Raw genomic sequence first — 26,183 nt, forward strand, 5'->3', positions numbered from 1 at the left:
TATGCGAAAGCAATGGTCCGGGTACTTATATCTAAAGGAAACTTATTTCCATTAAGCTAAAGTATCTGGGGATAGTTGGAAATTTACAAAGGCCATGGACGGTAGTCGCAAGACAGTCCATCAGCGCGGGAAATATCAAACCATCCCCAGCCGCTGATGAACGCTAAAGTCAAAAGATTACCAACCAGTAATTTCCTTCAAACCTTCACCGATATCAGCCAAGCTACGAACAGTCTTCACGCCAGCATCTTGAAGAGCTGCAAACTTCTCATCCGCAGTACCCTTACCACCGGAGATAATCGCACCAGCATGGCCCATACGCTTACCAGGAGGTGCAGTCACACCAGCAATATAAGACACAACAGGCTTGGTCACATGCTCCTTGATATAGGCAGCCGCTTCCTCTTCCGCTGTACCGCCGATCTCACCGATCATAACGATGGCTTCAGTGGCAGGGTCCCTCTCAAAAAGCTCAAGAATATCAATGAAGTTAGAGCCAGGAATTGGGTCACCTCCAATACCTACGCAGGTAGACTGACCAAAACCGAAATCCGTAGTCTGCTTAACCGCTTCATAAGTCAGCGTACCAGAGCGGGACACAATACCCACCTTACCGGGCTTATGAATATGACCAGGCATAATACCGATCTTGCACTCGCCTGGGGTAATCACACCAGGGCAGTTAGGGCCAACCAGACGTACCCCCAGTTCATCACACTTCACTTTGGCTTCCAGCATATCCAGAGTCGGAATACCTTCCGTGATACAGATCACCAGCTCAATTCCACCGTTAGCGGCTTCCAGAATGGAGTCCTTACAGAAAGGTGCTGGTACATAGATCACACTGGCAGTAGCATCAGTCGCTTTCACAGCCTCTGCAACAGTGTTGAATACTGGTAAACCCAAGTGAGTCTGACCACCTTTACCGGGAGTTACACCACCCACCATCTGGGTACCGTAGGCAATCGCCTGCTCGGAGTGGAAAGTCCCCTGCGAGCCAGTAAAGCCCTGGCAGATCACTTTTGTGTTTTTATCGATGAGAATGCTCATGCCTGGCCCTCCGCTGCTGTTACAACCTGCTGCGCAGCGTCTGTCAAACTGGCTGCAGCAATAATATCCAGTCCACTTTCGGCCAAAAGTTTTGAACCGTTCTCTGCGTTATTGCCTTCCAGGCGAACAATCACAGGCACCTTCACTCCCACATCCTTCACAGCCCCGATAATGCCTTCAGCAATCAGGTCGCAGCGTACGATACCACCAAAGATATTGACCAGAACCGCTTTCACGTTTTCATCAGACAGGATGATCTTGAAAGCCTCGGTTACGCGCTCTTTGGTCGCGCCGCCCCCTACATCCAGGAAGTTGGCAGGCTCACCTCCGTGCAGCTTTACAATATCCATAGTACCCATCGCCAGACCGGCGCCGTTTACCATACAGCCGATGTTACCGTCCAGAGCCACATAGTTGAGCTCCCAGCTGGCAGCATGGGCCTCACGGGGATCCTCCTGACTGGGATCGTGCATGGCCTTCAGTTTGGGCTGTCGATAGCTTGCATTACTGTCGATATTAATTTTGGCATCAAGACAGTGCAGATCGCCTTCTTCGGTGATTACCAAAGGGTTTATCTCAAGAAGCGCAAGATCGTGATCCTGGAAGAGCCTGGCCAGCCCCAGGAAAATCTTGGTGAACTGCTTCACCTGTTTGGCATCCAGACCCAATTTAAATGCCAGGTCGCGGCCCTGATAAGGCTGTGCGCCTACCAGAGGGTCAATCTCTGCTTTGAGGATTTTTTCAGGGGTTTCTTCAGCAACCTTTTCAATCTCCACACCGCCTTCGGTGGAAGCCATGAAAACAATGCGACGGGTTGAACGGTCTACAACCGCACCGAGATACAGCTCGTTAGCAATATCAGTGCAGCTCTCTACCAGAATTTTTGCAACGGGCTGGCCTTTTTCATCTGTCTGATAAGTCACCAGACGCTGCCCCAGCCACTGGTCGGCAAAAGCACGAATCTCATCACGACTCTTAACCAGCTTTACACCACCCGCTTTACCACGACCACCAGCATGTACTTGTGCCTTTACGACCCAAGTGTCGCCTCCAATTTTGTCAGCAGCAGCCACTGCTTCATCGGCTGTATCACAGGCATAGCCGGTCGAAACCGGCAAGCCATAGGCAGCGAACAGCTGCTTGCCCTGATATTCATGCAGATTCATTGAGATACCCTGTGCGCCAGCGGCGCAATTCTTATCATTATCGGTCAGGGGGAATCCTTTTCCCCTGCCCCCTCCAGGGTGCCCAATGAATGACGCATCACCAGACACCCTACTCGAACACAGTTAAATCGTTTTCCTAGCGCTTCTTGCGGTTTGGCATATGGATAGCGTGACCATCAACAGCCAGAGCAGCTTCGTGGAGAGCTTCACCAAAGGTTGGATGGCCAAACATAGTCAGCTGCAGATCCTCCGCGCTGGCCCGGAACTCCATAGCAATCACACCCTGCTGAACCAGTTCCGCAGCACAAGGCCCCACAGCGTGTACTCCCAATACACGATCCGTTGCTTTATCTGCGATCACTTTCACCATGCCATCTGCTTCATTGGCAGCAACAGCACGGCCGATGGCAGCAAACGGGAAGGTGCCCACTTTGTACTCTTCGCCCGCAGCTTTCACTTCTTCTTCAGTTTTACCTGCCCATGCCACTTCAGGATGGGTATAAATGACGGAAGGGATCAGTTCGTAGTTTACCTGAGCCACTTTCTCGGCAATCAGCTCGGCAACCATGACACCTTCTTCAGAACCCTTGTGCGCCAGCATTGGGCCACGCACTACGTCACCGATGGCAAATACACCGGGTACATCAGTACGGCACTGATCATCAACGAAGACGAAGCCTCGCTCGTCCAGGTTGATACCTGCGTCGGGAGCAAACAAGCCTTCGGTGTACGGGCGACGACCGACACAAACAATCAGCTTGTCGTAAGTTTCCCTGTGCTCTTCACCGGCGGAGTCCAGGTAGCGAACTTCCACTTCACGGCCCTTGATTTCAGAGCCAACAACACGAGCCCCTAAACGGATATCCAACTTTTGCTTCTTGAATATCTTGGCAGACTCTTTGGCGACTTCCTGGTCAGCCAGCGCCAGGAAAGAATCCAGAGCTTCCAGTACAGTTACCTTGGAGCCTAAACGAGACCAGACACTACCCAGTTCCAGGCCAATAACACCAGCACCGATCACACCCAGACGCTCTGGCACTTCCTGAAATTCCAGTGCACCAGTAGAGTCAACAATAATGTCGTTATCCAGAGGAGTGGGTGGAATTTCGATAGGGACAGAGCCCGTTGCGATCACAACATTCTCGGCTGCGATAGTTTTTACAGAGCCATCGGGTGCAGTGATTTCAATCTGCTTGCCTGCCAGCACCTTGGCTGTGCCCATAGCATGCTCAACACCATTAGCCTTAAACAGGCCACTGATGCCCATGTTCATCTGCTTAACGACTTTATCCTTGCGCTTGATCATCGCAGGAACATCGATATCCAGATTCTCCAAAGAGATACCATGGACCTTAAAGCCTTTGTGAGCCTCATGGAACTTATGAGAAGTATCCAGCAGCGCCTTGGAAGGGATACAACCTACATTAAGGCAGGTTCCTCCCAACTTCGCCTTACCTTTTTCGTCTATCCACTTATCGATGCATACGGTCTTCATGCCCAGCTGTGCTGCACGAATGGCAGACACATACCCTGCAGGACCTGCGCCGATAACTGCTACATCAAACTTATCTGTCATATCTAATTTCCAGAGTTTTAACCGTCAGACCTGCCGTCAAACATCAAGAAGTATACGGGCAGGATCTTCAAGGAGTTCCTTCATCGTAACGAGGAAAGTTACGGCTTCCTTACCATCCAACAAACGGTGATCGTAGGAAAGAGCGAGATACATCATGGGGAGTATCACCACTTCTCCGTTGACAGCCATGGGACGCTCCTGAATCTTGTGCATGCCCAGAATGGCAGCCTGTGGAGGATTCAGAATTGGCGTAGAGAGTAAAGATCCAAATACGCCCCCGTTGGAGATAGTAAAGGTGCCACCAGTCATCTCTTCAATAGAGAGTTTGCCATCCCTTGCTTTGGTTCCGTAGTCACGAATGGTCGATTCTACATCAGCAAGACTCATATTTTCAGTATCACGTAAAACAGGAACCACGAGTCCCCGATCACTGGATACCGCAACACCAATATCCTGGTAGCCATGATATACAATATCATTGCCATCAATGGAAGCGTTGACAACAGGTTGACGCTTCAAAGCTTCAACTGCAGCCTTTACGAAGAAGGACATAAAGCCCATTTTTACGCCGTGACGCTTTTCGAATTTTTCCTTGTACTGTGCCCGCAAATCCATGATGGGCTTCATATTAACCTCGTTAAACGTGGTCAACATGGCGGCTGTCTGCTGGGCCTGAACCAAGCGCTCTGCCACCTTCGCACGCAGGCGAGTCATGGGAACACGTTTCTCTACGCGCTCCCCATCAAAAACCGGTGCCAAAGCTTCGGGCTGTGCTTTTGGTGCTGGAACAGGTACCGAGGCAGGTGCAACAACAGGAGCACTGCCATCTTTGGCAAAAGCCAGCACGTCCTCTTTGGTCACACGACCATCCTTACCTGTACCTGACACACTGGCAGGATTCACACTCAGCTCTTCTGCAGCACGGCGGGCTGCAGGGCTGAGAATAGGTTCACTGGCAGATGAAGATTCTTTAGTTGTTGTTTCTGCAGGAGTCGGTACCGCAGCAATGGTTTTACCCACCTCACCTACACTGAAGCGGCCAATCAGCTCTTCGCTGAGAATGGTATCACCTTCATTTTTAATAATTTCACTCAGCACGCCGTCGGCGGGAGCCACAATTTCCAGAACCACTTTATCGGTTTCAATATCTGCCAGCAGCTCATCACGCTTGCAGCTTTCACCGGGCTGCTTGTGCCAGGTAGCAATTGTGCCGTCAGCTACAGATTCGGGAAATGTGGGGGCTTTGATGTCAGTAGCCATAATTCGTCAGATTCCTTTTGCTCCAGTGCTGCTCAATTCAGGTCCAGTGCATCGGCAACCAGCTTCTGCTGCTGTTCAACATGCATAGACATGTAACCACAGGCAGGAGCAGCGGATGCGGGACGTCCGGCATAAGTGAGTGCAAGTGTTTTATTCTTGTGACCGGCAACAACCCGGTGCATATGGTGTTGACTGCAGTACCAGGCGCCCTGATTCATAGGCTCTTCCTGACACCAGACAACAGATGTCAGATGAGGATAAGCGTCCATAACCCCCTGAAGGACTTCTTCCGGGAAGGGGTACAGCTGCTCGACACGCACAATTGCGATATGTTTCAACTCTTCCGCTCCACGCTTGTCCAGCAGATCGTAGTATACCTTGCCACTACAGATCACCAGACGGGTGACTTTGCTGCTATCCAGCTCTGCAGTTTCGGGCAGCACCGTCTGGAAAGATCCTTCCGATAAATCTTCCAGCGAAGATACTGCTGACTTATGGCGCAGCAGGCTCTTGGGAGAGAACACCACCAGTGGCTTACGCAACGGCCGCAGCACCTGTCGGCGTAACATATGAAATACCTGGGCAGGTGTAGTAGGCACACATACCTGAATATTGTGTTCGGCACAGAGCTGCAGGAAGCGTTCAAGGCGTGCAGAAGAGTGTTCGGGCCCTTGCCCTTCGTAACCGTGGGGCAGTAGCATAGTCAATCCACACAGGCGGCCCCACTTAGACTCGCCACTGGTTATAAACTGGTCAATCACCACCTGGGCGCCATTAGCAAAATCGCCAAACTGCGCTTCCCAGATGACCAGAGAGTTCGGCTGGGTAGTGGAGTAGCCGTATTCAAAGGCCAGCACCGCTTCTTCGGAAAGCACAGAATCATAAATCTGCAGCGGAGGCTGCTCTTCGGCCAGATGAGCCAGCGGTACCCAGGTTGATCCGTCCTTCTGACTGTGCAGCACGGCATGTCGATGAGAGAACGTACCCCGCCCTACATCCTGGCCGGTAATTCGCACAGGGTGACCTTCCATTAGCAGCGATGCATAGGCCAGCAGTTCTGCCATGCCCCAGTTAATAGAAAGCGCACCGGCAGCCATCTTACGGCGATCGTCGATAATCTTGCCCACCTGGCGTTGAAGAGCAAACCCTTCCGGCACCTGAGACAAAGCCTGTCCCAGTTCCTGCAGAGTACCCAGTGCAACGCGTGTGTCGTGCAGAGCTGTCCACTCATGACCGAGGTATGGCTCCCAGTCTACATAAAGATCTGTATTCGGCTCCCGCACCAGACTCTTGGCTACATGCTGGCCATTATCCAATGCGTTCCGATAATCTTCGATCATGGCGAGATTCTGCTCTTCTGAGATCACCTCGCTTTCTACCAGACTATTCGCATACAAAGTGCGAGACGTGTCCTGCACTTTGATCTGGCTATACATCATGGGCTGGGTGGAAGAGGGCTCATCCGCCTCGTTATGACCACGACGGCGGTAGCAAACCAGATCAATCACTACATCGCTCTTGAATTCCTTGCGGTAGTCTGCAGCCAGTTTGGTGGCGAAGATTACCGCTTCAGGATCATCACCATTCACATGAAGGATGGGTGCCCCAACAATTTTGGCCACATCTGTACAATACTCTGTGGAGCGGGCATCTTCCCGCTTACTGGTGGTAAAGCCCACCTGATTGTTCACCACAATATGAATCGTACCGCCAGTTGCATAAGCGCGGGTCTGGGAGAGCTGAAAGGTTTCCATCACAACGCCCTGCCCTGCAAACGCAGCATCACCATGAATGGAGACAGGCAACACCTGATCGCGGGCAGTATCGTCACGGCGATCCTGACGGGCACGCACAGAACCTTCTACGACCGGGCTCACAATCTCAAGGTGAGATGGGTTAAAGGCCAGAGCCAGATGCACTTCGCCACCGGGAGTCATGACATTGGATGAAAAACCCTGATGGTATTTCACATCACCGGAACCGTTCTTGTTATGCAGGTTGATCTTGCCTTCGAACTCTTCAAACAGATCGGCAGGGTTCTTGCCAAGGATATTGACCAGCACATTCAATCGGCCACGGTGAGCCATGCCGATCACCACTTCTTTTGCCGACCCGGCACCTGTACGCTGAATCAATTCATCCAGCATGGGAATCAGGGACTCCCCACCTTCCAGACCAAACCGTTTGGTTCCCGGAAACTTGGTACCTAAATATTTTTCCAGACCTTCTGCTGCGGTGAGGCGCTCCAGCAAGTGAATACGGGCAGCATCACTCATTTTCGGACGGCCACGAACACTTTCCAGCTTGCGCTGAAACCAGCGGCGCTGCTCAGTATCCACAATGTGCATAAACTCCGCACCAATGGAGCTGCAGTATGTGGCCTCGAGAGCCTCACAGATTTCACCTAAAGTGGCTTCCTCTTTGCCTAGAAACAAGGAGCCGGTTTGGAAAGGTGTATCAAGATCTGCCTCTGTCAGGCCATGGTGTTCCAGCTGAAGGTCGGGGATATCTTCACGGATCATCAGGCCAAGAGGGTCGAGCCTGGCTTTCTGATGACCACGCATCCTATAACCATTCATCAAGCGAAGAACAAGAACCTGCTTTTTCTCATGCTCGCTGGATACGAAGCTGGCAGCCACGGGCTTGTGACGCTGACGACTCTGGGCCAGGCGAACAAAATTTTCCTGGACTGTAGAGTGGGGAACGTCATTGGCGGTAGCGCCGGCAACTTGGGGAAGCCCGGCAAAATAATCTCGCCATTGCTCAGGAACGGTATTTGGATCACGCAGATAGCGCTCGTACAGTTCTTCTACATATGCAGCGTTTCCCCCGGAGATATGGGCTGTTTGCCACATGCGCTGCATGACACCATCTTGCATTGTTTCTGTCACCCCAGATAAAGGGGCCTGTCCTGTATGGATAGACCGGATTGTGTCCGGAAGCCCCTGTTGGTTAAATCTTTTGAGACCTTTGTAGTTCTGTGAACAGCGTGGCTGTTATCAAAGATCGTCTCAGGTCCAGCCTGCATTGTCGATTGTACATTTTATATACAGACAATATATAAAAACCCGTATACACCTTTGACAAAGAGCAACCTTCGGACTTCGCGCCCATTATAGGCACTAACACCTACACAAATCACCTACTAAGTCACGGATTTCCGAATGATTTTTCATGACTGAGTAGAAATTAATCAGAACATCCTTCTCATATTAAACACCTACCCCTTGATCTACGCCGCACTAACTAAAACAAATTGCGCAATTTACATAGTTCATTAGTCATAGATCAATTTTTTGATGAAAAGGGGGTGATAGTTTGAGCACACCAAAACTGACGTGCTGTTTACATAGCCTTTCTCTCAAGACAGCACGACCATACAAGGAGTTTGTTGTGCCTACTGGAGAATCTCGTTTCTCTCTCCCCGCCAGAGTCTTGATGCTTCGGCAAATGCTCTGGGGTGCTGCCTACTACGGCGTTTATGTGTTGCTCACCCGTTTCTTTCTGGAAGAACTGAACTATAGCGAAACCGACACACTGATGATGTTGGGCGCCTTCGGAGCCGTTGGACCGGTTTTCTCAGTGCTCGGCGGTTTGGCCGCTGATCGCATTATTGGCTCTTTCCGCGCGGTTTACATCGGCTACAGCTTTTACGCTTTGGGTCTGCTGAGTCTTTCTATCGGGGCCGGCACGCTCAATATTCCTCTCAGTATTTTTTCGATTGCCCTGATAGGCTACTCACGGGGGCTTTCAGCGGCTTGCCCAACGGTGCTTTTGGGTAACTCCTTTGCTGCGGACAAACGCGATGTATTCCAGCAAGCACTCACCATTAACTACTCCATCAATAATCTGGGCTCGTTTACAGCGCGCTATCTGTTCCCACTGTTCATTGCCTACATTGGCTACCGTGGCAACTTCCTGATCTCCACCGTACTGATGTCCATCAACGTGCTGTTATTCTTTATTTTCCGCCGTCAGCTCATCAGCGTGGGTAGTGATGCTGACCAGCGCCCTGTTTCTGCTGGCACATGGGCTGTCTTTGCGGTTGGTTCTCTGGCGATGCTGGGCCTGGTTTTCTGGATTTTCTCCAATCTGGACGCAGGCAAGGACCTGATGCTGGCACTGGGCCTTGGTGCCATCGGTTACTTTGTTATTGAAATTTTCCGCTCTACACCTGCAGAACGCTGGAAAATGTGTGCCCTGCTGGTATCCCTGTTCATCCTGATCTGCTTCTACTTCTACTACGGGCAGATGTCCACCTCCATGAACCTGTATGCCATCAACATGATGGACGACCACCTCTTTGGTAGTATTCCTTTCCGCCCTGAGTCCAACGCAGCATTTAACCCACTGTGGTGCTTCCTGCTGGGTACCCCCATCATGATGGTTTACGGATTCCTGGAAAAGAAAGGCATCAACCCAACTATCCCAACCAAGTTTGGCTTTGCTTTCCTGTTCTCTGCCGCGGCCTTCCTGCTGCTGGCCTCTTCCACTCAGCATATTAACGCTGATGGCAAGATCGCTGCGGAATGGATTATGGGTGTTCACTTCTTCCAGGCAATCGCAGAACTGATTGTGGGGGCACTGGGTGTTGGCTTTATCTATGAGATGATGCCAACGCGTCTAAAGGCCTTCGGTATCGGTCTGCGCTCCGTATCCCTGTCCCTTTCTGGTCTGGTAGCTGCGATTATTTCTACTCGCATCGCACTGCCAAAAGACATCGTTCTGACGCCTGAAGTGGTTCAGACCGTATACGGAAACTTCTTCCATACTCTGGGTCTCGCGGCCATCGTAATGGCTTTCGTAACCATGGGTCTGGCTCAGATCATCAAGCGTATGGTTGCCCGCGGCAAGGCAATCGAAGCTGGCGAAACTGACGCGCAAGGCAATCTGAAAGCTGCCTGACCCTCTTAGCTTTCAAGCTAAAAGAAAGAAACCCTCCTTCAAACAAAGGAGGGTTTCTTTTTATCTGTTGAATTGTTTTAAGTACCGCTGGCCAGCAACATATTTCTAATATGACCAATAGCCCGGGTTGGGTTCAAACCTTTCGGACACACATTCACACAGTTCATAATGCCTCGGCAACGGAACACACTGAACGGGTCATCCAGATTGGCCAGACGCTCGTCAGTCGCAGTATCACGGCTGTCCGCCAGGAAGCGGTAGGCCTGCAACAATCCCGCTGGGCCCACAAATTTATCCGGGTTCCACCAGAATGATGGACAGGATGTGGAGCAACATGCACACAGAATGCACTCATACAGACCATCCAGTTTTTCCCGCTCTTCTGGTGATTGCAAACGCTCAATAGGCGGTGCAGGTGTGTCGTTGATCAGATAGGGCTGAATCTTTTCATACTGCTTGTAGAAAAGAGCCATATCCACCACCAGATCACGAATCACCGGCAAGCCAGGCAGCGGGCGCAACACCAGCTTGCCCTTGCGAACGGCTTCCGACAATGGCGTGATACAGGCCAGACCATTGGTGCCACTGATATTCAGACCATCGGAACCACACACGCCTTCACGGCAGGAGCGGCGATAGGCCAGACTATCGTCTTTCTCCTTAATCAGAGCCAGAACATCCAACACCATCAAGTCTTTCCCTTCCGGAATATCAACGGTGATGTCCTGCATGTACGGCGCAGAGTCTGTTTCAGGGTTATAACGATAAATGCTTACCAGCAAACTCATCTTTAGCCTCCCTCCCTTTTTAGTAAGACCGCGCTTTAGGCGGGAATGGCTTCATAGTCTTAGGTGTGAAGTTCACCTCACGTTTACCGACCTTTTTGCCTTCCGGGAAGTACAGGGAGTGCTTCAGCCAGTTTTCGTCATCCCTCTCCTGGAAGTCGTTACGGGCATGAGCACCACGGGACTCTTTCCGCTCAAGGGCAGAAACTGCGGTCGCGTAAGCCACTTCGTACAGATTTTCCAGCTCCAGAGCCTCGATGCGAGCCGTGTTAAAGGCCTTACTCTTGTCTTCCAGATACACATTCTGCAAACGCTCACCCAGTGCATCCAGCTCTTTGAGGCCTTTCAGCATGGTCTCTTCTTCACGGAATACACCAAAGTTCAACTGCATAATATTCTGCAAGTCCTTGCGAACGTCGGCCACCTTTTCACCGGAAGTCGAGCTGTTCAGGCGATCCAGACGAGCCATAGCTCGCTGAATATCGTCTTCACTGGCATCGACAGAATCAAAACCATCTTCGAGGCTCTTCTTGATCTGGATACCGGCTGCACGACCAAATACAACAAGGTCAAGCAGAGAGTTACCACCCAGGCGGTTCGCACCGTGCACGGAGACACAAGCGGCTTCACCACAGGCGTACAGACCTTCTACAACTTCGTCGTCCCCAGAAGTATTGCGCATCAATGCCTGACCACCGATGTTCGTGGGGATACCGCCCATCATGTAATGACAGGTTGGTACAACAGGTACCGGGTCTTTCACAGGGTCAATGTGAGCAAAGGTCTTGGACAGTTCACAGATACCGGGCAGACGCAGGTTCAGGGTTTCTTCACCAAGATGATCCAGTTTCAGCAGTACATGATCCTTGTTCGGGCCAGCACCACGGCCTTCCATAATTTCCAGAATCATGGAGCGAGCCACAACATCCCGACCAGCAAGGTCTTTGGCGTTTGGCGCATAACGTTCCATAAAGCGTTCACCATCACCATTGATCAGATAACCGCCCTCACCCCGACAACCTTCCGTGACCAGAACACCGGCACCGTAAATGCCCGTTGGGTGGAACTGCCACATCTCCATATCCTGAGCCATATAACCGGCCCGGAGTGCCATTCCTACACCATCGCCGGTGTTGATCAGGGCGTTAGTGGTAGATGCATAAATACGACCTGCACCACCGGTGGCCATCACCGTAGCCTTGGCCTTGATGTAAACCACTTCACCGGTTTCTATGCAGATAGCTATCACACCCGCAACCTGCCCCTTGGCATTTTTTACCAGATCAACGGCATACCATTCGTTAAAGAACGTGGTACCGCCTTTCAGGTTACCTTGATACAGCGCATGAAGCAGAGCATGGCCGGTACGGTCAGCCGCCGCACAGGTACGTGCCGCCTGACCACCTTCACCAAAGTCTTTGGACTGCCCGCCAAAAGGACGCTGATAGATACGGCCTTCTTCGGTACGGGAAAACGGCAGCCCCATGTGATCCAGTTCATAAACCGCCTGAGGGCCAACAGAGCACATATACTCGATGGCATCCTGATCGCCAATATAGTCTGACCCTTTTACGGTGTCATACATATGCCAGCGCCAGTCATCATTCGGGTCTGCACTGGCGATTGCACAGGTAATACCGCCTTGTGCAGACACGGTGTGTGAACGGGTTGGAAAAACTTTTGTTATACATGCGGTACTGACACCGGACTCTGTCAGCTGCAGAGCCGCGCGCATACCTGCACCACCGCCACCAATAACGATGGCATCAAATGTCAGCGTACGAATCTTCGACATCCCTTATAGCCCCCAAAGAATCTGAACACCCCAGACCATGTAGCTGAACATCACGATGCCGCACAGCGCCTGAAAAAGAAAACGAAAAACCAGCGCTTTTTTACCGAGAGCCCGTTCATTCAGATAGTCACCCGAGATGGTCCACATACCCACCCAGGCATGTGCCCCCAAAGAAATCAGTGCCAGCAGGCTGAAAATGCGCATCCAGGTTTGACCAAACAGCCCCTGCCATGCTTCATAGTCAACAGGGCCATTGCATACCAACCAGGCCACCATAAAGACGGTGTAAGCTGCCAGAACCACAGCGGTCACCCGTTGTACCATCCAGTCGTAAAGACCACTGCGCGACAGATTGGTAATATTGGTTACCATACCCACACCCCCGCCAAAATACTGAGAGCAACGCCCAGCACAAGTGTTACCTGCGCGCCAGTTTTGCCAGACTCTTTAGATTCCCCTATACCTGCATCCATCAGCAGATGCTTGATACCGGCAACGAAATGATAACCAAGGCCAGTCAGCAATCCCCAGGCAATAAATTTGGCGATTGGAGAAGTGAGGCACTCGGTAAACTGCTCAAACTCTGCTTTAGAATCAAGCGAAAGATCAAGCCCATAGAGAAGGAAAGCAATACCCACAAAGAGAATCACACCGGAGACCCGGTGAAGAATCGATGTATAGGCGGGTAAGGGCAACCTTATTGTTGTCAGGTCGAGATTGACTGGTCTCTTGCTATTCACGGTCTACACCCTGTCACCCGAACGGGTCTTTGGAATTGTGCATGAGTTATGATTATGGCCTGAAGGATACGTACTTTTCACCCTCTGACTTCGGGCGCAAGTATAGAGACTTCAATCTCTGATTACAACGGCACAAGTCCGTATAAACCACTAAAAACACTACGTTATTATCTACACAACCATACGTCAGCACGATGTCATAAAATGCCCCTGCACAAATTAACTTTTCACCAGCGATTGAGAATTTTTTTACAAAATAAAAACAAAATCGCCTTATGAACATGAGGCCTCTGGTTGTTTGACAAAAACATTTATCTCTCTATAGTTGGGCGAAACTAAGTACGCCGAACCCGAAGAAGACAACAAGAAAATACGCAACTACACGACACTTGGCATATTAAGATCGGGTTCAGCAATGCCCGCCGTTCATTTAAGTACAGGCATCAAGGGCAAAATCGCAGCAAGAATTATAAGAAAGCAAATACACAATCCGATAGTACAAGCAGGAGGGCCCATGGCTGAGAAGCTCGCGCGGCTAACCATAGAAGGTAGTGAAGAATCCCTGGAACTGCCGGTTTATAGCGGAACTCTTGGACCCGATGTTATCGATGTCAGAAAACTCACCGCAAATGGTGTGTTTACCTACGATCCGGGATTTGTCTCCACTGCAGCATGCGAATCAAAAATTACCTTTATAGATGGCGATAAGGGCGTTCTCCTTCACAGGGGCTATCCCATCGAACAACTGGCAGAACACTCTGATTTTCTGGAAGTCTGCTATTTGTTGATTTACGGTGAACTGCCCGACGCAGAAGAAAAAGAGAAATTCTCTTCAACCATCATGGGTCACACCATGGTACATGAGCAGATGATTGAGTTCCTGAACGGTTTCCGCCGTGATGCTCACCCTATGGCAATTATGTGTGGTCTTGTCGGTGCACTGTCGTCTTTCTATCACGACTCCCTGGACATCACGAACGAGCGTCATCGTCAGATTACTGCCTACCGCCTGATTTCCAAAATGCCTACTCTGGCAGCCATGGCGTACAAGTATTCCATAGGTCAGCCCTTCATGTACCCTCGCAATGATCTCTCTTACGGCGGCAACTTCCTGCATATGATGTTTGCCACCCCCTGCGAAGCCTATGAAGTCAATCCTGTCCTCGCTCGCGCCATGGACAAGATATTCTTACTTCATGCCGACCATGAGCAGAATGCATCCACCTCTACCGTACGACTGGCCGGTTCCAGTGGTGCCAACCCGTTCGCCTGTATCGCTTCTGGTATCGCAGCATTGTGGGGGCCTGCTCATGGTGGTGCCAACGAAGCTGTACTGAAGATGCTGGATGAAATTGGCGATGAGTCCAATATCGACGATTTTGTTGCCAAGGCAAAAGACAGGAACGATCCATTCCGACTGATGGGCTTCGGCCATCGTGTCTATAAGAACTTTGACCCCCGCGCCAGGGTTATGAAACAAACCTGTGACGAGGTACTGGGTGAGCTGGGCATTAACGACCCTCAGCTGAAAATTGCCAAACGTCTGGAGCAGATTGCGCTGGAGGACCAGTACTTTATTGATCGCCAGTTGTACCCAAACGTGGACTTTTACTCCGGCATCATACTGAAAGCACTGGGCATTCCTGTGGAGATGTTCACTGTTATCTTTGCCACAGGCCGCACCCCTGGCTGGGTTGCCCACTGGCATGAAATGATCAGCAGCAGCTACCGCATTGGTCGTCCACGTCAGCTATATACCGGGCACCCTCAGCGAGATTTCACTCCTCTGTCTGAGCGTTAACAGCTAGACACATGAGCTTTAAATGTCAAAACGCCACTGCCTGCCAGTGGCGTTTTTGTTTAAAACCACTTAACTCTAAGAAATCACCCTCTAAAAGGATTTCTTATGGAGTGGTTCAGCGATCCACAGGCCTGGATATCTCTGCTTACCCTTACAGCCCTGGAAATCGTGCTGGGTATCGACAATATTATTTTTGTCAGCATTCTTGCTGGCCGTCTGCCCCCCCACCAGCGTAATAAAGCCCGTACCATTGGCCTGATTCTGGCAATGACCACCCGCATTCTTCTCCTTCTTTCCATTGCCTGGGTGATTGGATTGACGGAACCACTGTTTACCCTGCTGAGTCACAATGTGTCCGGGCGGGACATCATCCTTTTCGGCGGCGGATTATTCCTGCTGGCCAAAAGTACCCATGAAATTCATGCCTCACTCGAGGGCGGCCAGGACCAGACACCAGCAAATATTGCAGCCTCCAGCTTTGTCGTGACACTGATACAAATCGCTCTGCTGGATATTGTCTTCTCTCTGGATTCTGTTATCACTGCCGTGGGTATGGCAGACCATATTTCCGTGATGATTATCGCCATTGTTATTGCTGTGGGGGTCATGCTGTTTGCTGCCAGGGCGATTGGTGACTTTGTAGACCGGCACCCTACCTTGAAGATGCTGGCCCTGAGCTTCCTGATTCTGGTAGGTGTGTCCTTACTGGCAGAGGGCCTCTCATTTCATATACCCAAAGGCTATATCTATTTTGCAATGGCCTTCTCTCTGGGAGTGGAAATTCTCAATATTCGTCAGGCTGCTAAGAAAACGAACAGTAATAAGGGGTGAATGGTGCCCTCTGCCGAAGCTTTGACACCTCCCTTTCTATACACCTTCTACACTCAAAGGGACGCTATCTGACTCAGTCATGCCAGAGAGGTATACGATGTTCTGGAATGGATTCTGCCCCCAAAGACTCGCCCGCACAGTAGTTGTTGCTGCAGGCATGATGACCGCCTCCGCCTGCAGCCATTATCCCTTCAAATATGAGCCCTATTCCCACCCTCAGGCATGTGTGGACCGGAGTGAAATGGAAGCTGCTGTGAAACGTCTCGAAAGCTATGCCCAAAACTGCCGACCAAAGATGATAGTGGCTACCGGAAAATCATTATACCAACAGGGTACTCAATGAGCTCTCCGCATTTCGACGGGTTCACTTTTGACGGCGTTTACTTTGAGGCCGCCTGCGATGGCAACTCGGTAAGCTGGAACTGTCACGACGGCTGTGAAGGGAAACTTGAAGTTCCCATGGCTCGCTTATGGAACCAGAAAATCGGAACCATCAAGCTGGAATGCTCAGAGTGTCATAGTCAGTGGCAGATGGAAGTTTCCAGCATGTCCCGCCCGATCCACGCAGATATTATTGAGCTGGGCAGTCACACCGCCAGCTCCAACTTGTTTTTACACTCCAGAAGATAACGTTTCAGCTCCGGCACGCAGGAGCCACAATTGGTTCCTGCTTTTAACTCCCGCCCGATAGCCTCAACACTGTCCAACCCGCTATCAATACCTTCGCAGATAGTGTTTTCTCCTACACCAAAACAGGCACACACTGTTGGCCCACTCCTCTTTCCAGACCCCGCTACACCGGCCAGCACCCGCCAGTTCACTTCATCCTTCTCAAATTGCTGATGCAGCCACTGACGATCCAGCTCCAGCGGAGAAGACGATAGACAAAGGACACTCATAATTTGTCCTTCTTCCATAATCGCCTGGCGCAACACGCCTGTACGGGATTGAAACGTGATGACATCCCCCTCTGGCAACAACTTATGAGCAATGTCCCCTTGATCACTCCCACCCAATTCATAACGCCAGCAGTGCTTATCCCGAACAGCCGCGCAGTACTCAATATCTGGAAGCGTCATCTTTCGGCGGGAAACCAACACGCCATACCATTCCCCCTGCCAGGGGCTTATACGCACAGGGGTTGCCTTGCTATCCGGCTGACGGGAAACAGGATCAGTCACCTGGTGCACCAAAGGCCCCAATAGTCCACCTCGGGTATACTCCCGTGTCCAGTGCATGGGCATAAACACCTGACCAGCAGTCATGTCCTCATCCACCTGTACTCTGGCTACAGCACGCCCGTAGGAAGACTGCAGTTGGGCCAGCTCGCCAGCTTTTACTTTTAAAGCCTTTGCATCGTCGGGATGGATTTGAATAAACGGCTCGTAGATGTGACGATTCAGCTGAACTGCTCGAGCTGTACGGGTCATTGTGTGCCATTGGTCACGAATACGGCCGGTATTCAGAATGAAGGGATAGTTTTTATCGGGGAACGCTGCTCTCTCAGCTGCTGGCATCACAAACCACGCTTTACCAGATGGAGTGCAAAACCCTCCGTTGGCAAACAGCCTCTCAGTGTCCCCAGTATTTTCTGCAGTAGAGACTGGCCACTGCAACGGTTTCAGATTGTCATAATCATTATTTGAAAGGTTTTGCAGCCCTGACAGGTTAAACAGCCGAAAGCTCTCACTCACAGAGTTCTCAAAGCCAGAAAGCCGCGCATGTTCCCTGAAAATATCAGCCGGACAAGTGTACTCGAAGTCAGCGGTATACCCCAAACGCAACCCCACCTGTGCAAGCACCCACCAATCGGGCCTGGCCTCTCCTGCAAGGGGAAACAACGCTCGCTGTCGGGAAATTCTGCGCTCGGAGTTGGTGACCGTGCCATCTTTCTCACTCCAGGGCGCGGCGGGAAGGAGAATATCAGCATAGGCTCCGGTATCCGTATTCCGTACACAATCCGACACAACAACATGTTCGCATCGCTCAAGAGCTGCTCGTACTTTATCGGCATTGGGCATACTGACTGCCGGATTGGAGCCCAGTATCCAGACAAGGCGAATACCCCCTCGTCCCATAGCCTCAAATAAATCAACCGCTGTCAGTCCGGGCTTGCTAACCATATTGGGCGCGCCCCAAAAGCGTTGAACACGATCAATATCCTCAGGGGCAAAATCCATATGGGCAGCCAGCTGGTTGGCTAATCCACCTACTTCCCTTCCCCCCATAGCGTTGGGCTGCCCCGTTAGAGACAAGGGGCCACAACCAGGCTTGCTAATACGCCCCGTAGCCAGATGGGTGTTGATTATGGCATTCACACGGTCTGTGCCATCAAAACCCTGATTGGTTCCCTGTGACCAGGCCGTCACCACATTTTCTGTGCCAGCAAACAGTGTGTAGAAGGTCTTTAAATCAGTAATGGAAAGTCCACACGTTTCTGAAACAGCATTCAGATTAGACGCACTCTTTCTTGCGGCAGCAAGAGCCTGCTCAAAACCCTCTGTATTTGAGGACACCCATTGATTATCAACAGCACCGTGATCGGCCAGCCACACCAGCAACCCAGCAAACAGGGTTGTGTCGGTGCCCGGTTTTAGGGGGAGGTGTAAGTCAGCGATTTCACAGGTAGCGGTTTTTCGCGGATCAATAACGATAACTTTTTTATTCGGGTGCTTTTCAATAGAGGCTTGAATTCGCTGGAACAGGATGGGATGGCACCAGGCGGTATTCGAGCCAACCAGAACAATCAGGTCGGCCAGTTCTAAATCTTCATAGCAGCCGGGTACAATATCTTCCCCAAATGCACGCTTGTGCCCTGCCACTGTAGAAGCCATGCACAAACGAGAGTTAGTGTCGATATTGGAGCTGCCAATAAACCCCTTCATCAGTTTATTGGCAACATAGTAGTCCTCTGTTAACAGTTGGCCGGAGCCGTAAAGCGCCACGCTTTCCGGGCCATATTTCCTGATAGTGGATTTGATACGGGATGCGACGTCATTAAGAGCGTAACCCCATGTGGATTGAAGTCCATTAATATGAGGCGCTAACAGCCTGTCTTCAAATCCAACGGTTTCTCCCAGTGCTGAACCTTTGGAACACAGACGACCGTGGTTTGCCGGATGGAAGACATCACCCTGAATTTTAATTTGATGGGTTTCTGTATCTTCGATGTCAGCCTGAATTCCACACCCTACACCACAGTAGGCACACGTTGTTTTTATGCACTGATTCACTTGCAATACCTTGTTATTCTTCTGCGCCTTGTTTGTGCCTGGGGCTTGTTATTTTCAGGCTGCGTCAGGTTCCGTATAGGATCTTCCAAAAATCATCATATCCCTGAATTCCGAAATATCCTGTTGTAATTCAAAAAGCTCCTGATACCACAAGGCATCACTGATATCGCCGTAGAGAAGAACACCTTGCAGGCGATGATTTCTTATCACCAGCTTCCGATAAATACCCTGAGATGGCATATTCAACACAAGTTCATCGTTGCCATACTCACTTTGATCGGGTGTACCTCCTTCAAAATCCCCCAGTGAAAAAAGATCAATACCCGTCACCTTTAGCCGCGTGGCCGTATCACTTGGCTGAAACCCTGAAACCGGCGTGCCACACAAAACATCAGCCAGAATCCTGGCCTGCTGATAGACCGGTTCCACCAAACCAAATGTGTGACCACTCACCTCTACACACTCCCCTAGCCCGAAAATACGAGGGTCTTCACTTTGCAGGCATGAATTTACCAGCAATCCTCGATTGCAGCGCAAACCTGCGCTCTGCACTAACTCGATATTGGGATGGATACCGGCAGTCAATACAACGAGGTCAGCAGTAAGCACTTCCCCACTCGCCAACACTACGCCACTCACACGGTTGTTATGGCCGGTTAGGGATAGCATCTTGGATAACAGTCGAAACTCCACACCCTTGTCTGTAAGGCTTCTATGTAGCAATTCCCCTGCAGTGGCATCCATTTGACGATTCATCAGCACGGCACGGCTATGGACCACAGTCGTGTGCATACCCTGTGCCTGCAATGCACAGGCGGCCTCCAGACCTAACAGGCCACCACCCACGATTACGGCTTGCCTGCCCTTGCTCACAACCGAAAGCATGGTTTCCACATCATTCAACGTGCGAAAACCCAATACGCCTTCATAGTTACAGCCGGGAATCTCGGGAATAAAAGGGCGGGAACCAGTGGCCAGAACGAGTTTGTCGTAGGCGTAGAGAGAGCCATCTGCTGCTTCTACCTGTTGCAGTGAGCGATCAATCATTACAGCTCGCCCTGCTTCCCCGCAGTGCAGTTGAATGCCATTGTCTGCATACCAGGATGCTGATCGCAACCGAGTGCCTGTTGCATCCAATTCCCCTGCCAACAGTGGTGATAGCATGATGCGGTTATAACCGGGCACAGGTTCAGCCGACAGCACCGTAATGTCATAACCATGGTTTCGGTTCTCAATAAGGTGCTCAAGACACCGAACGCAGGCCATGCCATTGCCAATAACCAGTAACTTTGCCATCAGGCGGCCTGCTCCACCGAGCTATTCAGTGCCACTTGCACCAGACCACCCTGAACACGCACTGCATAGGCGGTAACAGAAACACTTTCATCCTCAAGGCAATGACCGGTTTTCAGTGAAAAATGCTGTTTGTAGATAGGTGAAGCGACCACCAACTCTCCTTTCAAATCCCCCACTAACCCACGAGACAGTACATTCGCACGGCTAAATGGATCAAAATTATCGATGGCGTAAAACTTGCCCTCTACCTTGAACACAGCAACCTGTCGGCCAGCCACTAATGCACCGACCCCCAGGCTCTCTACAATATCGTCAGAACGACAAACCGTTATCCATTCCATAATGTTCATCATCTTCTCAGGCTGTTTTAGCAATAATGCTTTGGTCATTTTTTTCTTCAGCGCGAGCGGGCCGTATCTGCTTGCGTTCTTTGACAAAGACGACATTAGTGTCTGTTTTGTCGGAATTCACGAAGTGGCGGAAACGCTTGAGCTTTTCCGGATTGTCCAGTGTGGTTTTCCATTCACACTGATAGCTATCAACATTGGCTGCCATTTCCGCTTCCAGCTGATCGCCAAGACCGAGACTGTCTTCCAGAATCACTTCCTTCAGATAGTCCAGCCCCCCTTCAAGATTCTCCAGCCATACCGATGTGCGTTGCAGCCTGTCAGCCGTGCGCAGGTAGAACATCAGGAACCGGTCGATAGTTTGAAACAGCTGTTCGTCGTTTAATTCTGTAGCAAAAAGATCAGCATGGCGGGGTTTCATACCGCCATTTCCGCAGACATACAGATTCCACCCTTTTTCCGTGGCGATGACGCCCACATCCTTGCTTTGAGCCTCTGCGCATTCTCGGGTACAACCGGATACGGCCATTTTCAATTTATGGGGAGAACGCAGCCCGCGATAACGCTCCTCCAGTCGAATCGCCATACCGGCACTGTCCAGCACGCCGTAGCGACACCAGGTTTGACCAACGCAGGATTTCACCGTCCGCAGGGATTTCCCGTAGGCATGCCCGGTTTCAAATCCAGCGTCCACCAATCGTTTCCATACCTCAGGAAGTTGATGCACCTGTACACCAAAGAGATCAATACGCTGACCACCGGTGATTTTGGTATAAAGGTTGTAATCTCTTGCCACTTCACCAATCACAATCAGTTTTTCCGGTGTGATCTCACCGCCCGGCACCCGTGGAACAACCGAATAAGTGCCATCTTTCTGCATGTTTGCCAGGAAGTAATCGTTGGTATCCTGTAAGGCTGCATGTTCATTTTTCAGAACATATTCATTCCAGCAGGAAGCTAGAATTGAACCGATGGTGGGTTTGCAGATATCGCAGCCTTTGCCCGTGCCATATTGCTCCAGCATGTCGTTAAAGGATTTGATTTCCCCTACACGTACCAGGCTATACAACTCCTGCCGTGAATAAGAGAAGTGTTCGCAGATATCCCTTTTCACCTCAACGCCCAGCTGTTCCAGCTCATGATCCAGCACTTGCTTGACCATAGCCGCACACCCTCCGCAACCTGTCGCTACAGAAGTAGCCTCTTTGAGGGAGGCCATATCCTGACAGCCACCAGCCACAGCACTGCTCAACTCTCCCTTGGAGACATTGAAGCAGGAACAGATTTGCGCCGTTTCAGGCAGTGCAGCGACACCCAGACCTTTGGGTACATTGCCCGAAGCCTGAGGCAGTATCAGCTCGGCAGGGCTGGCGGGAGGTTTGATATCGTTCAGCACTATTTGCAACAAGGAGCCATACTCTTCGGCATCCCCCACCAGCACAGCGCCCAATACTTTCTTTTTGTTTTTGGATACGACGAGAGACTTATAAACCTCTTTCTCTTCATCTATGAAGTGATAACTGAGGGCCCCCGGAGTACGACCCTGAGCATCACCTACGCTTGCAACATCAACGCCCATCAATTTGAGTTTGGTGCTCATATCGGCACCGGTGAATCCTGCCCCCTGTTCACCGAGAAGATGATCAACAGCGGCCTGCCCCATTTGATAGCCCGGCGCCACCAGCCCAAATATCTTCCCACCCCAGAGTGCGCACTCACCAATAGCGTAGATAGTGTTATCCGATGTTAAACAGTGGTCGTTAATCACGATTCCGCCCCGCTCACCCAGCTCGAGGCCACAGTCCCGCGCCAGCTCATCCCGCGGGCGAATACCGGCTGAAAACAGTACCAAATCGGTATTCAGAACGTCACCACCAGCAAACTGCATCTGGTGCACAGCACCCTCACCATCGGTAATCAACTGCGTGTTTTTTGAGGTATGAATAGTGACTCCGAGGTTTTCGATTTTGCGGCGTAGCATCTGACCACCGCCTTCATCCACCTGCACGGCCATCAACCTTGGGGCAAATTCCACAACATGGGTTTCGAGGCCGAGATCTTTCAGCGCCTTGGCCGCTTCCAGCCCCAGCAAACCACCGCCAACCACAGCCCCCACTTTGGCTGTACGGGCCGTTTCAGCAATAGCTTCCAGGTCATCAATTGTACGATAAACCAGACAACCATCACGATCGTGGCCGGGAACTGGAGGAACAAATGGATAAGAGCCTGTGGCGAGAACCAGCTTATCGTAGGACACTTTGCGGCCGGATTCGGACACCACTTCACACAGCTCCCGATCCACCCTGCAGACTTTATCGGAAAGAATCAGCGCAACCCCGGCTTGTTCGTAAAACCCTTCCGGGACCAGAGACAGCTCCTCCGCTGCTGTCCCGGTGAACCAGGATGAGAGGTGAACCCTGTCGTAAGCCGGGCGTGACTCCTCCCCAAAAACAACGACATCAAATTGATTAAGTCCATCGGCCTGCACAAGCTGTTCAACAAACCGATGGCCAACCATACCGTTGCCAACAACCACCAGCTTTTGTTTTTGTTTTCTATCACTGCTCACCTGTGACTCCCCCAATTCCGGCTTGATATATCCTTGGGTAAACCACAGCAAAACTTGCGCCCGCCGGACCTTATTCCTTTAGAAACAAACAACTAGGAGAACTTTCAAAACCCTTGCGCAACCGCATAAGCGGAGTTTGCCCCTCCATAGTTCACAGCCAGCACGAGAAAACCCAAATCGGTGCACCGGCTAAAAAATGTTCTTAACCCCAATAGACAAGCAAGTAATTCTCTGTAAAATCCGGCGCCTTCGAGTTCCCTTACCTCGCCCTAACGAAAAAGGTTTACCTAATGCAACAGATTGATCTTTCCTCGCTCTCCAAGAGCACCTCTTCCGACGATAACAAGCGTTTGATTATTCTTTTAAGCCTGTTCCATATCGTTATTATCACCGCCAGCAACTATCTGGTGCAGATTCCCTTTCAGATGTTTGGCTTGCATACCACCTGGGGAGCATTCACCTTTCCCTTTGTATTTCTGGCTACCGATCTGACGGTTCGTATCTTTGGCCGGGCACTGGCTCAGCAGATTATCCTCCGGGCTATGATGCCTGCTCTGGTGGTGTCTTATCTGGTTTCAGTGATGTTCTATCAGGGGCAGTATCAACCTGATGGAATCAATAGCTTCAACCTGTTTGTGGCTCGTATCGCCTTTGCCAGCTTCTCGTCTTACTTGATTGGACAGATGCTGGACATCACGATTTTTAACCGGCTGCGACAGCTACAGGCATGGTGGATTGCCCCGGCTGCGTCAACCATCATGGGCAACTTGATTGATACCATCAGCTTCTTCAGCATTGCCTTTTACAAATCCAGCGATGCCTTTATGTCTACCCACTGGCTGGAAATTGCCATGGTGGATTATGGCTGGAAAATGGCGATTTCCATGGCGCTCTTCCTGCCCCTTTATGGCGTTCTTCTGAATCGTCTTCAGGCTTTTATTATGAAAAATACAGGAAGGCAGCTCTCTCAAGAACCGCGGGAAAACCTTGCCTCCAGTGCTTCTTAAGCATGACGTGCCCTGCCTTGAGTATCTGTTTTGTCTACTCTGTCTGAAGACTGATAAAAAAGTGGCAAAGCTGATGCTCGACTCGCTGGTACAACTGAATAACTCAACCGACGGAATCACCCTCGATATCCGTCTGGCCACCGATAATAACTTTACCGGCACAACCATCTATACCAAGGCTGCAGTTTATCTCCATAGAGATGCTGCGATAAAGTTGGAAACTGCCCGTAAAATAGCTCTGACACTCGGTTTTCATCTCCATATCTGGGATGCCTTCCGCCCTCTGGAAGCCCAGCAAAAGCTCTGGGACTTCCATCCGGATGCCCGTTATGTTTCTCCACCAGATAATGGCCCGCGTACTCATTGCCGAGGCGTCGCCATCGACCTGACGCTGGCCTCATCCAAAACCGGTGAACGGCTTGAGATGGGAACGGAGTTTGATGATTTTCGTAATCTGGCCCATCACAATAGTACCGAGATCAGTGAAGAGGCCTTAAAGAATCGCCTGATACTGGCGGGGCTTATGCATACGGCGGGGTTTCAGTGTCACCCTTATGAATGGTGGCACTATGAATTGCCGACCCTGGATCGTTACCCGGTTCTGTCAGACAGGCTAGCGGGAACAGATATGATGGAGCACACCGCCGACGAGCCCTGAGGACTGTCGGTGATGATAAATCGGTGCACTATCAGTGATGGCCACAGATCCTGGAGGCATCAGCAGTAATGCCTTCAGCACTTTCTACCAGCTTGCCTTTCCCCATAAACAGTTCCAGCAGATTGTTGGCAGACAGGCCCTGAACAGAGCAGGTGTGGAAGTGTGCATCAGCACCAAACTGAGCAGTAATTGCTTCAATCAGCTGTTCACGTGGCTGCGGCTTATCCGCTGCCAGAACCATCTTCAATACATTCCGACCATGTACAGACTCGGACATAGTAACCCCTTATTTTGTAAACTGTTTGGTGAAAAACGGCTATTCTCTAGCCTCATTACCCTCACAATACTGCACAGGTATCAGATCAGGGGATGCGTAATTATGCCTACTATGAACAGACGCACTTTTCTCTCAACCAGCACAGCCCTGACTTCCACAGCCGTTGCCCTTTTAGTACAACCCGCACTGGTTAAAGGAGAACATAAAAAGCTGAGTAGCAATGCACTTTGGGGCACCCTGATATTCACCGCTGAAAATCCAGGGCGTTATTCCAGCAAGGCCAAAGGCCACTTACCCACCGTGACAGTATTTGATACACCTCAAGGAAAAACTATTCGCGTGGAAACCAGCCACGAAATGAATAGCTATCAGCACTATATCGTGAAACACCAGCTATTCGACCAGCACTTGCAGCTGATCGGGGAACATATGTTCAACCCGAAGGTAGAGAGTCAACCTGTCTCCCTGTTTACACTGGAAGACTATTCCGGTCCACTCTACGCTATCAGCCTGTGCAATAAACATGATGCATGGTTGACTCAAACGACGGTGTAAGTACCCGGACCATTGCTTTCAAGGTCTAAACTGTTGAAGCCACAGCAGTTCTTTTTAAACCCTGCCTCCTATATCTTTGTCTACCCTTGCACCGGACGTCTTTGCTGCCCTTGCGGTGAGAGTTAAGCAGACTGACCGAATCGAAGGTGGTGCCGCAGGAGCAGGTGGTGTTCTGCTTCCCCTTGCACCGGGCGTCTCGACTGCTCTGACGGTGAGAGATAAGCTGCTTGACTGAGGCAAAGGTGGCACCACAGAAGCAGGCGGTGTTCTGCTTCCCCCTACACCGAGCGTCGCTGTTACGTCGGCGGTGAGAGCTAAGCAGGTTGACCGAA

Annotated in this window: 22 protein-coding genes; 8 read left to right on the forward strand and 14 right to left on the reverse strand. The window is 50.9% G+C overall.

The features are described from left to right. Positions 1-177 precede the first annotated feature (177 nt). The 5 genes from sucD to E1189_RS10935 all read right to left on the reverse strand — a co-directional run bounded on the left by sucD (position 178) and on the right by E1189_RS10935 (position 7,931). Positions 178-1,050 carry a succinate--CoA ligase subunit alpha gene (sucD, locus tag E1189_RS10915; protein WP_155160269.1) on the reverse strand — a complete coding sequence of 291 codons (873 nt, stop codon included), beginning with the start codon at positions 1,048-1,050 and terminating at the stop codon, positions 178-180. Continuing rightward, a complete protein-coding gene (gene sucC / locus E1189_RS10920) occupies positions 1,047-2,216 on the reverse strand; it encodes an ADP-forming succinate--CoA ligase subunit beta (RefSeq protein WP_155160271.1) in 1,170 nt (389 codons plus the stop codon). Before sucC ends, sucD begins: the two co-directional genes overlap by 4 nt. 136 nt (positions 2,217-2,352) lie before the next feature. Beyond that, positions 2,353-3,792, reverse strand: coding sequence for a dihydrolipoyl dehydrogenase (lpdA, locus tag E1189_RS10925; protein WP_155160274.1), 1,440 nt, complete (start codon positions 3,790-3,792; stop codon positions 2,353-2,355). A gap of 36 nt (positions 3,793-3,828) precedes the next feature. Continuing rightward, positions 3,829-5,052, reverse strand: a complete 1,224-nt coding sequence (gene odhB / locus E1189_RS10930) for a 2-oxoglutarate dehydrogenase complex dihydrolipoyllysine-residue succinyltransferase (protein ID WP_155160276.1) — start codon at positions 5,050-5,052, stop codon at positions 3,829-3,831. A 32-nt stretch (positions 5,053-5,084) separates the two neighbouring features. After that, on the reverse strand, positions 5,085-7,931 hold the full coding sequence (locus tag E1189_RS10935; RefSeq protein ID WP_155160278.1) for a 2-oxoglutarate dehydrogenase E1 component: 2,847 nt from the start codon (positions 7,929-7,931) through the stop codon (positions 5,085-5,087). Positions 7,932-8,445: 514 nt separating this feature from the next. Between E1189_RS10935 and E1189_RS10940 the strand changes: the two genes are divergently transcribed. After that, positions 8,446-9,957 (forward strand): peptide MFS transporter, encoded by a 1,512-nt coding sequence (locus E1189_RS10940; RefSeq protein WP_329601983.1) that lies wholly within the window; start codon positions 8,446-8,448, stop codon positions 9,955-9,957. A 77-nt stretch (positions 9,958-10,034) separates the two neighbouring features. Here the strand turns inward: E1189_RS10940 and E1189_RS10945 are convergent, their stop codons facing one another. Genes E1189_RS10945 through sdhC form a run of 4 tightly spaced genes read right to left on the reverse strand, consistent with a single transcriptional unit; the run spans position 10,035 to position 13,277 of the window. Then, positions 10,035-10,739, reverse strand: coding sequence for a succinate dehydrogenase iron-sulfur subunit (locus E1189_RS10945; protein WP_155160312.1), 705 nt, complete (start codon positions 10,737-10,739; stop codon positions 10,035-10,037). A gap of 25 nt (positions 10,740-10,764) precedes the next feature. Continuing rightward, on the reverse strand, positions 10,765-12,537 hold the full coding sequence (gene sdhA, locus E1189_RS10950) for a succinate dehydrogenase flavoprotein subunit (RefSeq protein WP_155160280.1): 1,773 nt from the start codon (positions 12,535-12,537) through the stop codon (positions 10,765-10,767). 3 nt (positions 12,538-12,540) lie between these two features. Next, a complete protein-coding gene (gene sdhD, locus E1189_RS10955; protein WP_155160282.1) occupies positions 12,541-12,909 on the reverse strand; it encodes a succinate dehydrogenase, hydrophobic membrane anchor protein in 369 nt (122 codons plus the stop codon). Beyond that, positions 12,903-13,277, reverse strand: a complete 375-nt coding sequence (gene sdhC / locus E1189_RS10960; protein WP_329601984.1) for a succinate dehydrogenase, cytochrome b556 subunit — start codon at positions 13,275-13,277, stop codon at positions 12,903-12,905. The genes sdhD and sdhC overlap by 7 nt, the downstream gene beginning before the upstream one ends. A 514-nt stretch (positions 13,278-13,791) precedes the next feature. Between sdhC and gltA the strand changes: the two genes are divergently transcribed. The 3 genes from gltA to E1189_RS10975 all read left to right on the forward strand — a co-directional run bounded on the left by gltA (position 13,792) and on the right by E1189_RS10975 (position 16,539). Continuing rightward, positions 13,792-15,078 (forward strand): citrate synthase, encoded by a 1,287-nt coding sequence (gene gltA / locus E1189_RS10965; protein WP_155160285.1) that lies wholly within the window; start codon positions 13,792-13,794, stop codon positions 15,076-15,078. Between the two features lie 105 nt (positions 15,079-15,183). Then, complete coding sequence (locus tag E1189_RS10970; RefSeq protein ID WP_155160287.1) at positions 15,184-15,909, forward strand: TerC family protein; 726 nt, start codon at positions 15,184-15,186, stop codon at positions 15,907-15,909. A 339-nt stretch (positions 15,910-16,248) separates the two neighbouring features. Next, positions 16,249-16,539 carry a hypothetical protein gene (locus tag E1189_RS10975; RefSeq protein WP_155160289.1) on the forward strand — a complete coding sequence of 97 codons (291 nt, stop codon included), beginning with the start codon at positions 16,249-16,251 and terminating at the stop codon, positions 16,537-16,539. Here E1189_RS10975 and E1189_RS10980 read toward each other — a convergent pair. The 4 genes from E1189_RS10980 to nirB are packed head-to-tail and all read right to left on the reverse strand — an operon-like array spanning position 16,497 to position 23,354. Next, positions 16,497-19,142, reverse strand: a complete 2,646-nt coding sequence (locus E1189_RS10980) for a molybdopterin-dependent oxidoreductase (protein ID WP_329601985.1) — start codon at positions 19,140-19,142, stop codon at positions 16,497-16,499. The two genes, E1189_RS10975 and E1189_RS10980, sit on opposite strands and share 43 nt — an antisense overlap. Before the next feature lie 54 nt (positions 19,143-19,196). Continuing rightward, positions 19,197-20,438 (reverse strand): NAD(P)/FAD-dependent oxidoreductase, encoded by a 1,242-nt coding sequence (locus E1189_RS10985; protein ID WP_155160294.1) that lies wholly within the window; start codon positions 20,436-20,438, stop codon positions 19,197-19,199. Next, on the reverse strand, positions 20,438-20,827 hold the full coding sequence (nirD, locus tag E1189_RS10990; RefSeq protein ID WP_230460326.1) for a nitrite reductase small subunit NirD: 390 nt from the start codon (positions 20,825-20,827) through the stop codon (positions 20,438-20,440). Before nirD ends, E1189_RS10985 begins: the two co-directional genes overlap by 1 nt. Further along, complete coding sequence (nirB, locus tag E1189_RS10995) at positions 20,796-23,354, reverse strand: nitrite reductase large subunit NirB (protein WP_329601986.1); 2,559 nt, start codon at positions 23,352-23,354, stop codon at positions 20,796-20,798. The genes nirD and nirB overlap by 32 nt, the downstream gene beginning before the upstream one ends. Before the next feature lie 290 nt (positions 23,355-23,644). On the opposite strand from nirB, the gene E1189_RS11000 reads away from it, so the two are divergent. Both E1189_RS11000 and ddpX read left to right on the forward strand, forming a co-directional pair. Then, entirely contained in the window at positions 23,645-24,361 is a 717-nt protein-coding gene (locus tag E1189_RS11000; protein WP_155160296.1) for a 7-cyano-7-deazaguanine/7-aminomethyl-7-deazaguanine transporter, read from the forward strand. A 61-nt stretch (positions 24,362-24,422) separates the two neighbouring features. After that, positions 24,423-25,019: a D-alanyl-D-alanine dipeptidase gene (gene ddpX, locus E1189_RS11005; RefSeq protein WP_329601987.1), complete on the forward strand. Its 597-nt coding sequence runs from the start codon at positions 24,423-24,425 to the stop codon at positions 25,017-25,019. Between the two features lie 31 nt (positions 25,020-25,050). Here the strand turns inward: ddpX and E1189_RS11010 are convergent, their stop codons facing one another. Further along, positions 25,051-25,296: a YecH family metal-binding protein gene (locus E1189_RS11010; protein WP_155160298.1), complete on the reverse strand. Its 246-nt coding sequence runs from the start codon at positions 25,294-25,296 to the stop codon at positions 25,051-25,053. Between the two features lie 102 nt (positions 25,297-25,398). Between E1189_RS11010 and E1189_RS11015 the strand changes: the two genes are divergently transcribed. Both E1189_RS11015 and E1189_RS11020 read left to right on the forward strand, forming a co-directional pair. Then, positions 25,399-25,851 carry a desulfoferrodoxin family protein gene (locus tag E1189_RS11015; RefSeq protein ID WP_196221377.1) on the forward strand — a complete coding sequence of 151 codons (453 nt, stop codon included), beginning with the start codon at positions 25,399-25,401 and terminating at the stop codon, positions 25,849-25,851. A gap of 76 nt (positions 25,852-25,927) precedes the next feature. Further along, complete coding sequence (locus E1189_RS11020; protein WP_155160303.1) at positions 25,928-26,086, forward strand: hypothetical protein; 159 nt, start codon at positions 25,928-25,930, stop codon at positions 26,084-26,086. The last annotated feature ends 97 nt before the right edge of the window (positions 26,087-26,183 follow it).

Source organism: Parendozoicomonas verongulae, from assembly GCF_009711465.1.
GTDB classification, from domain to species: domain Bacteria; phylum Pseudomonadota; class Gammaproteobacteria; order Pseudomonadales; family Endozoicomonadaceae; genus Sansalvadorimonas; species Sansalvadorimonas verongulae.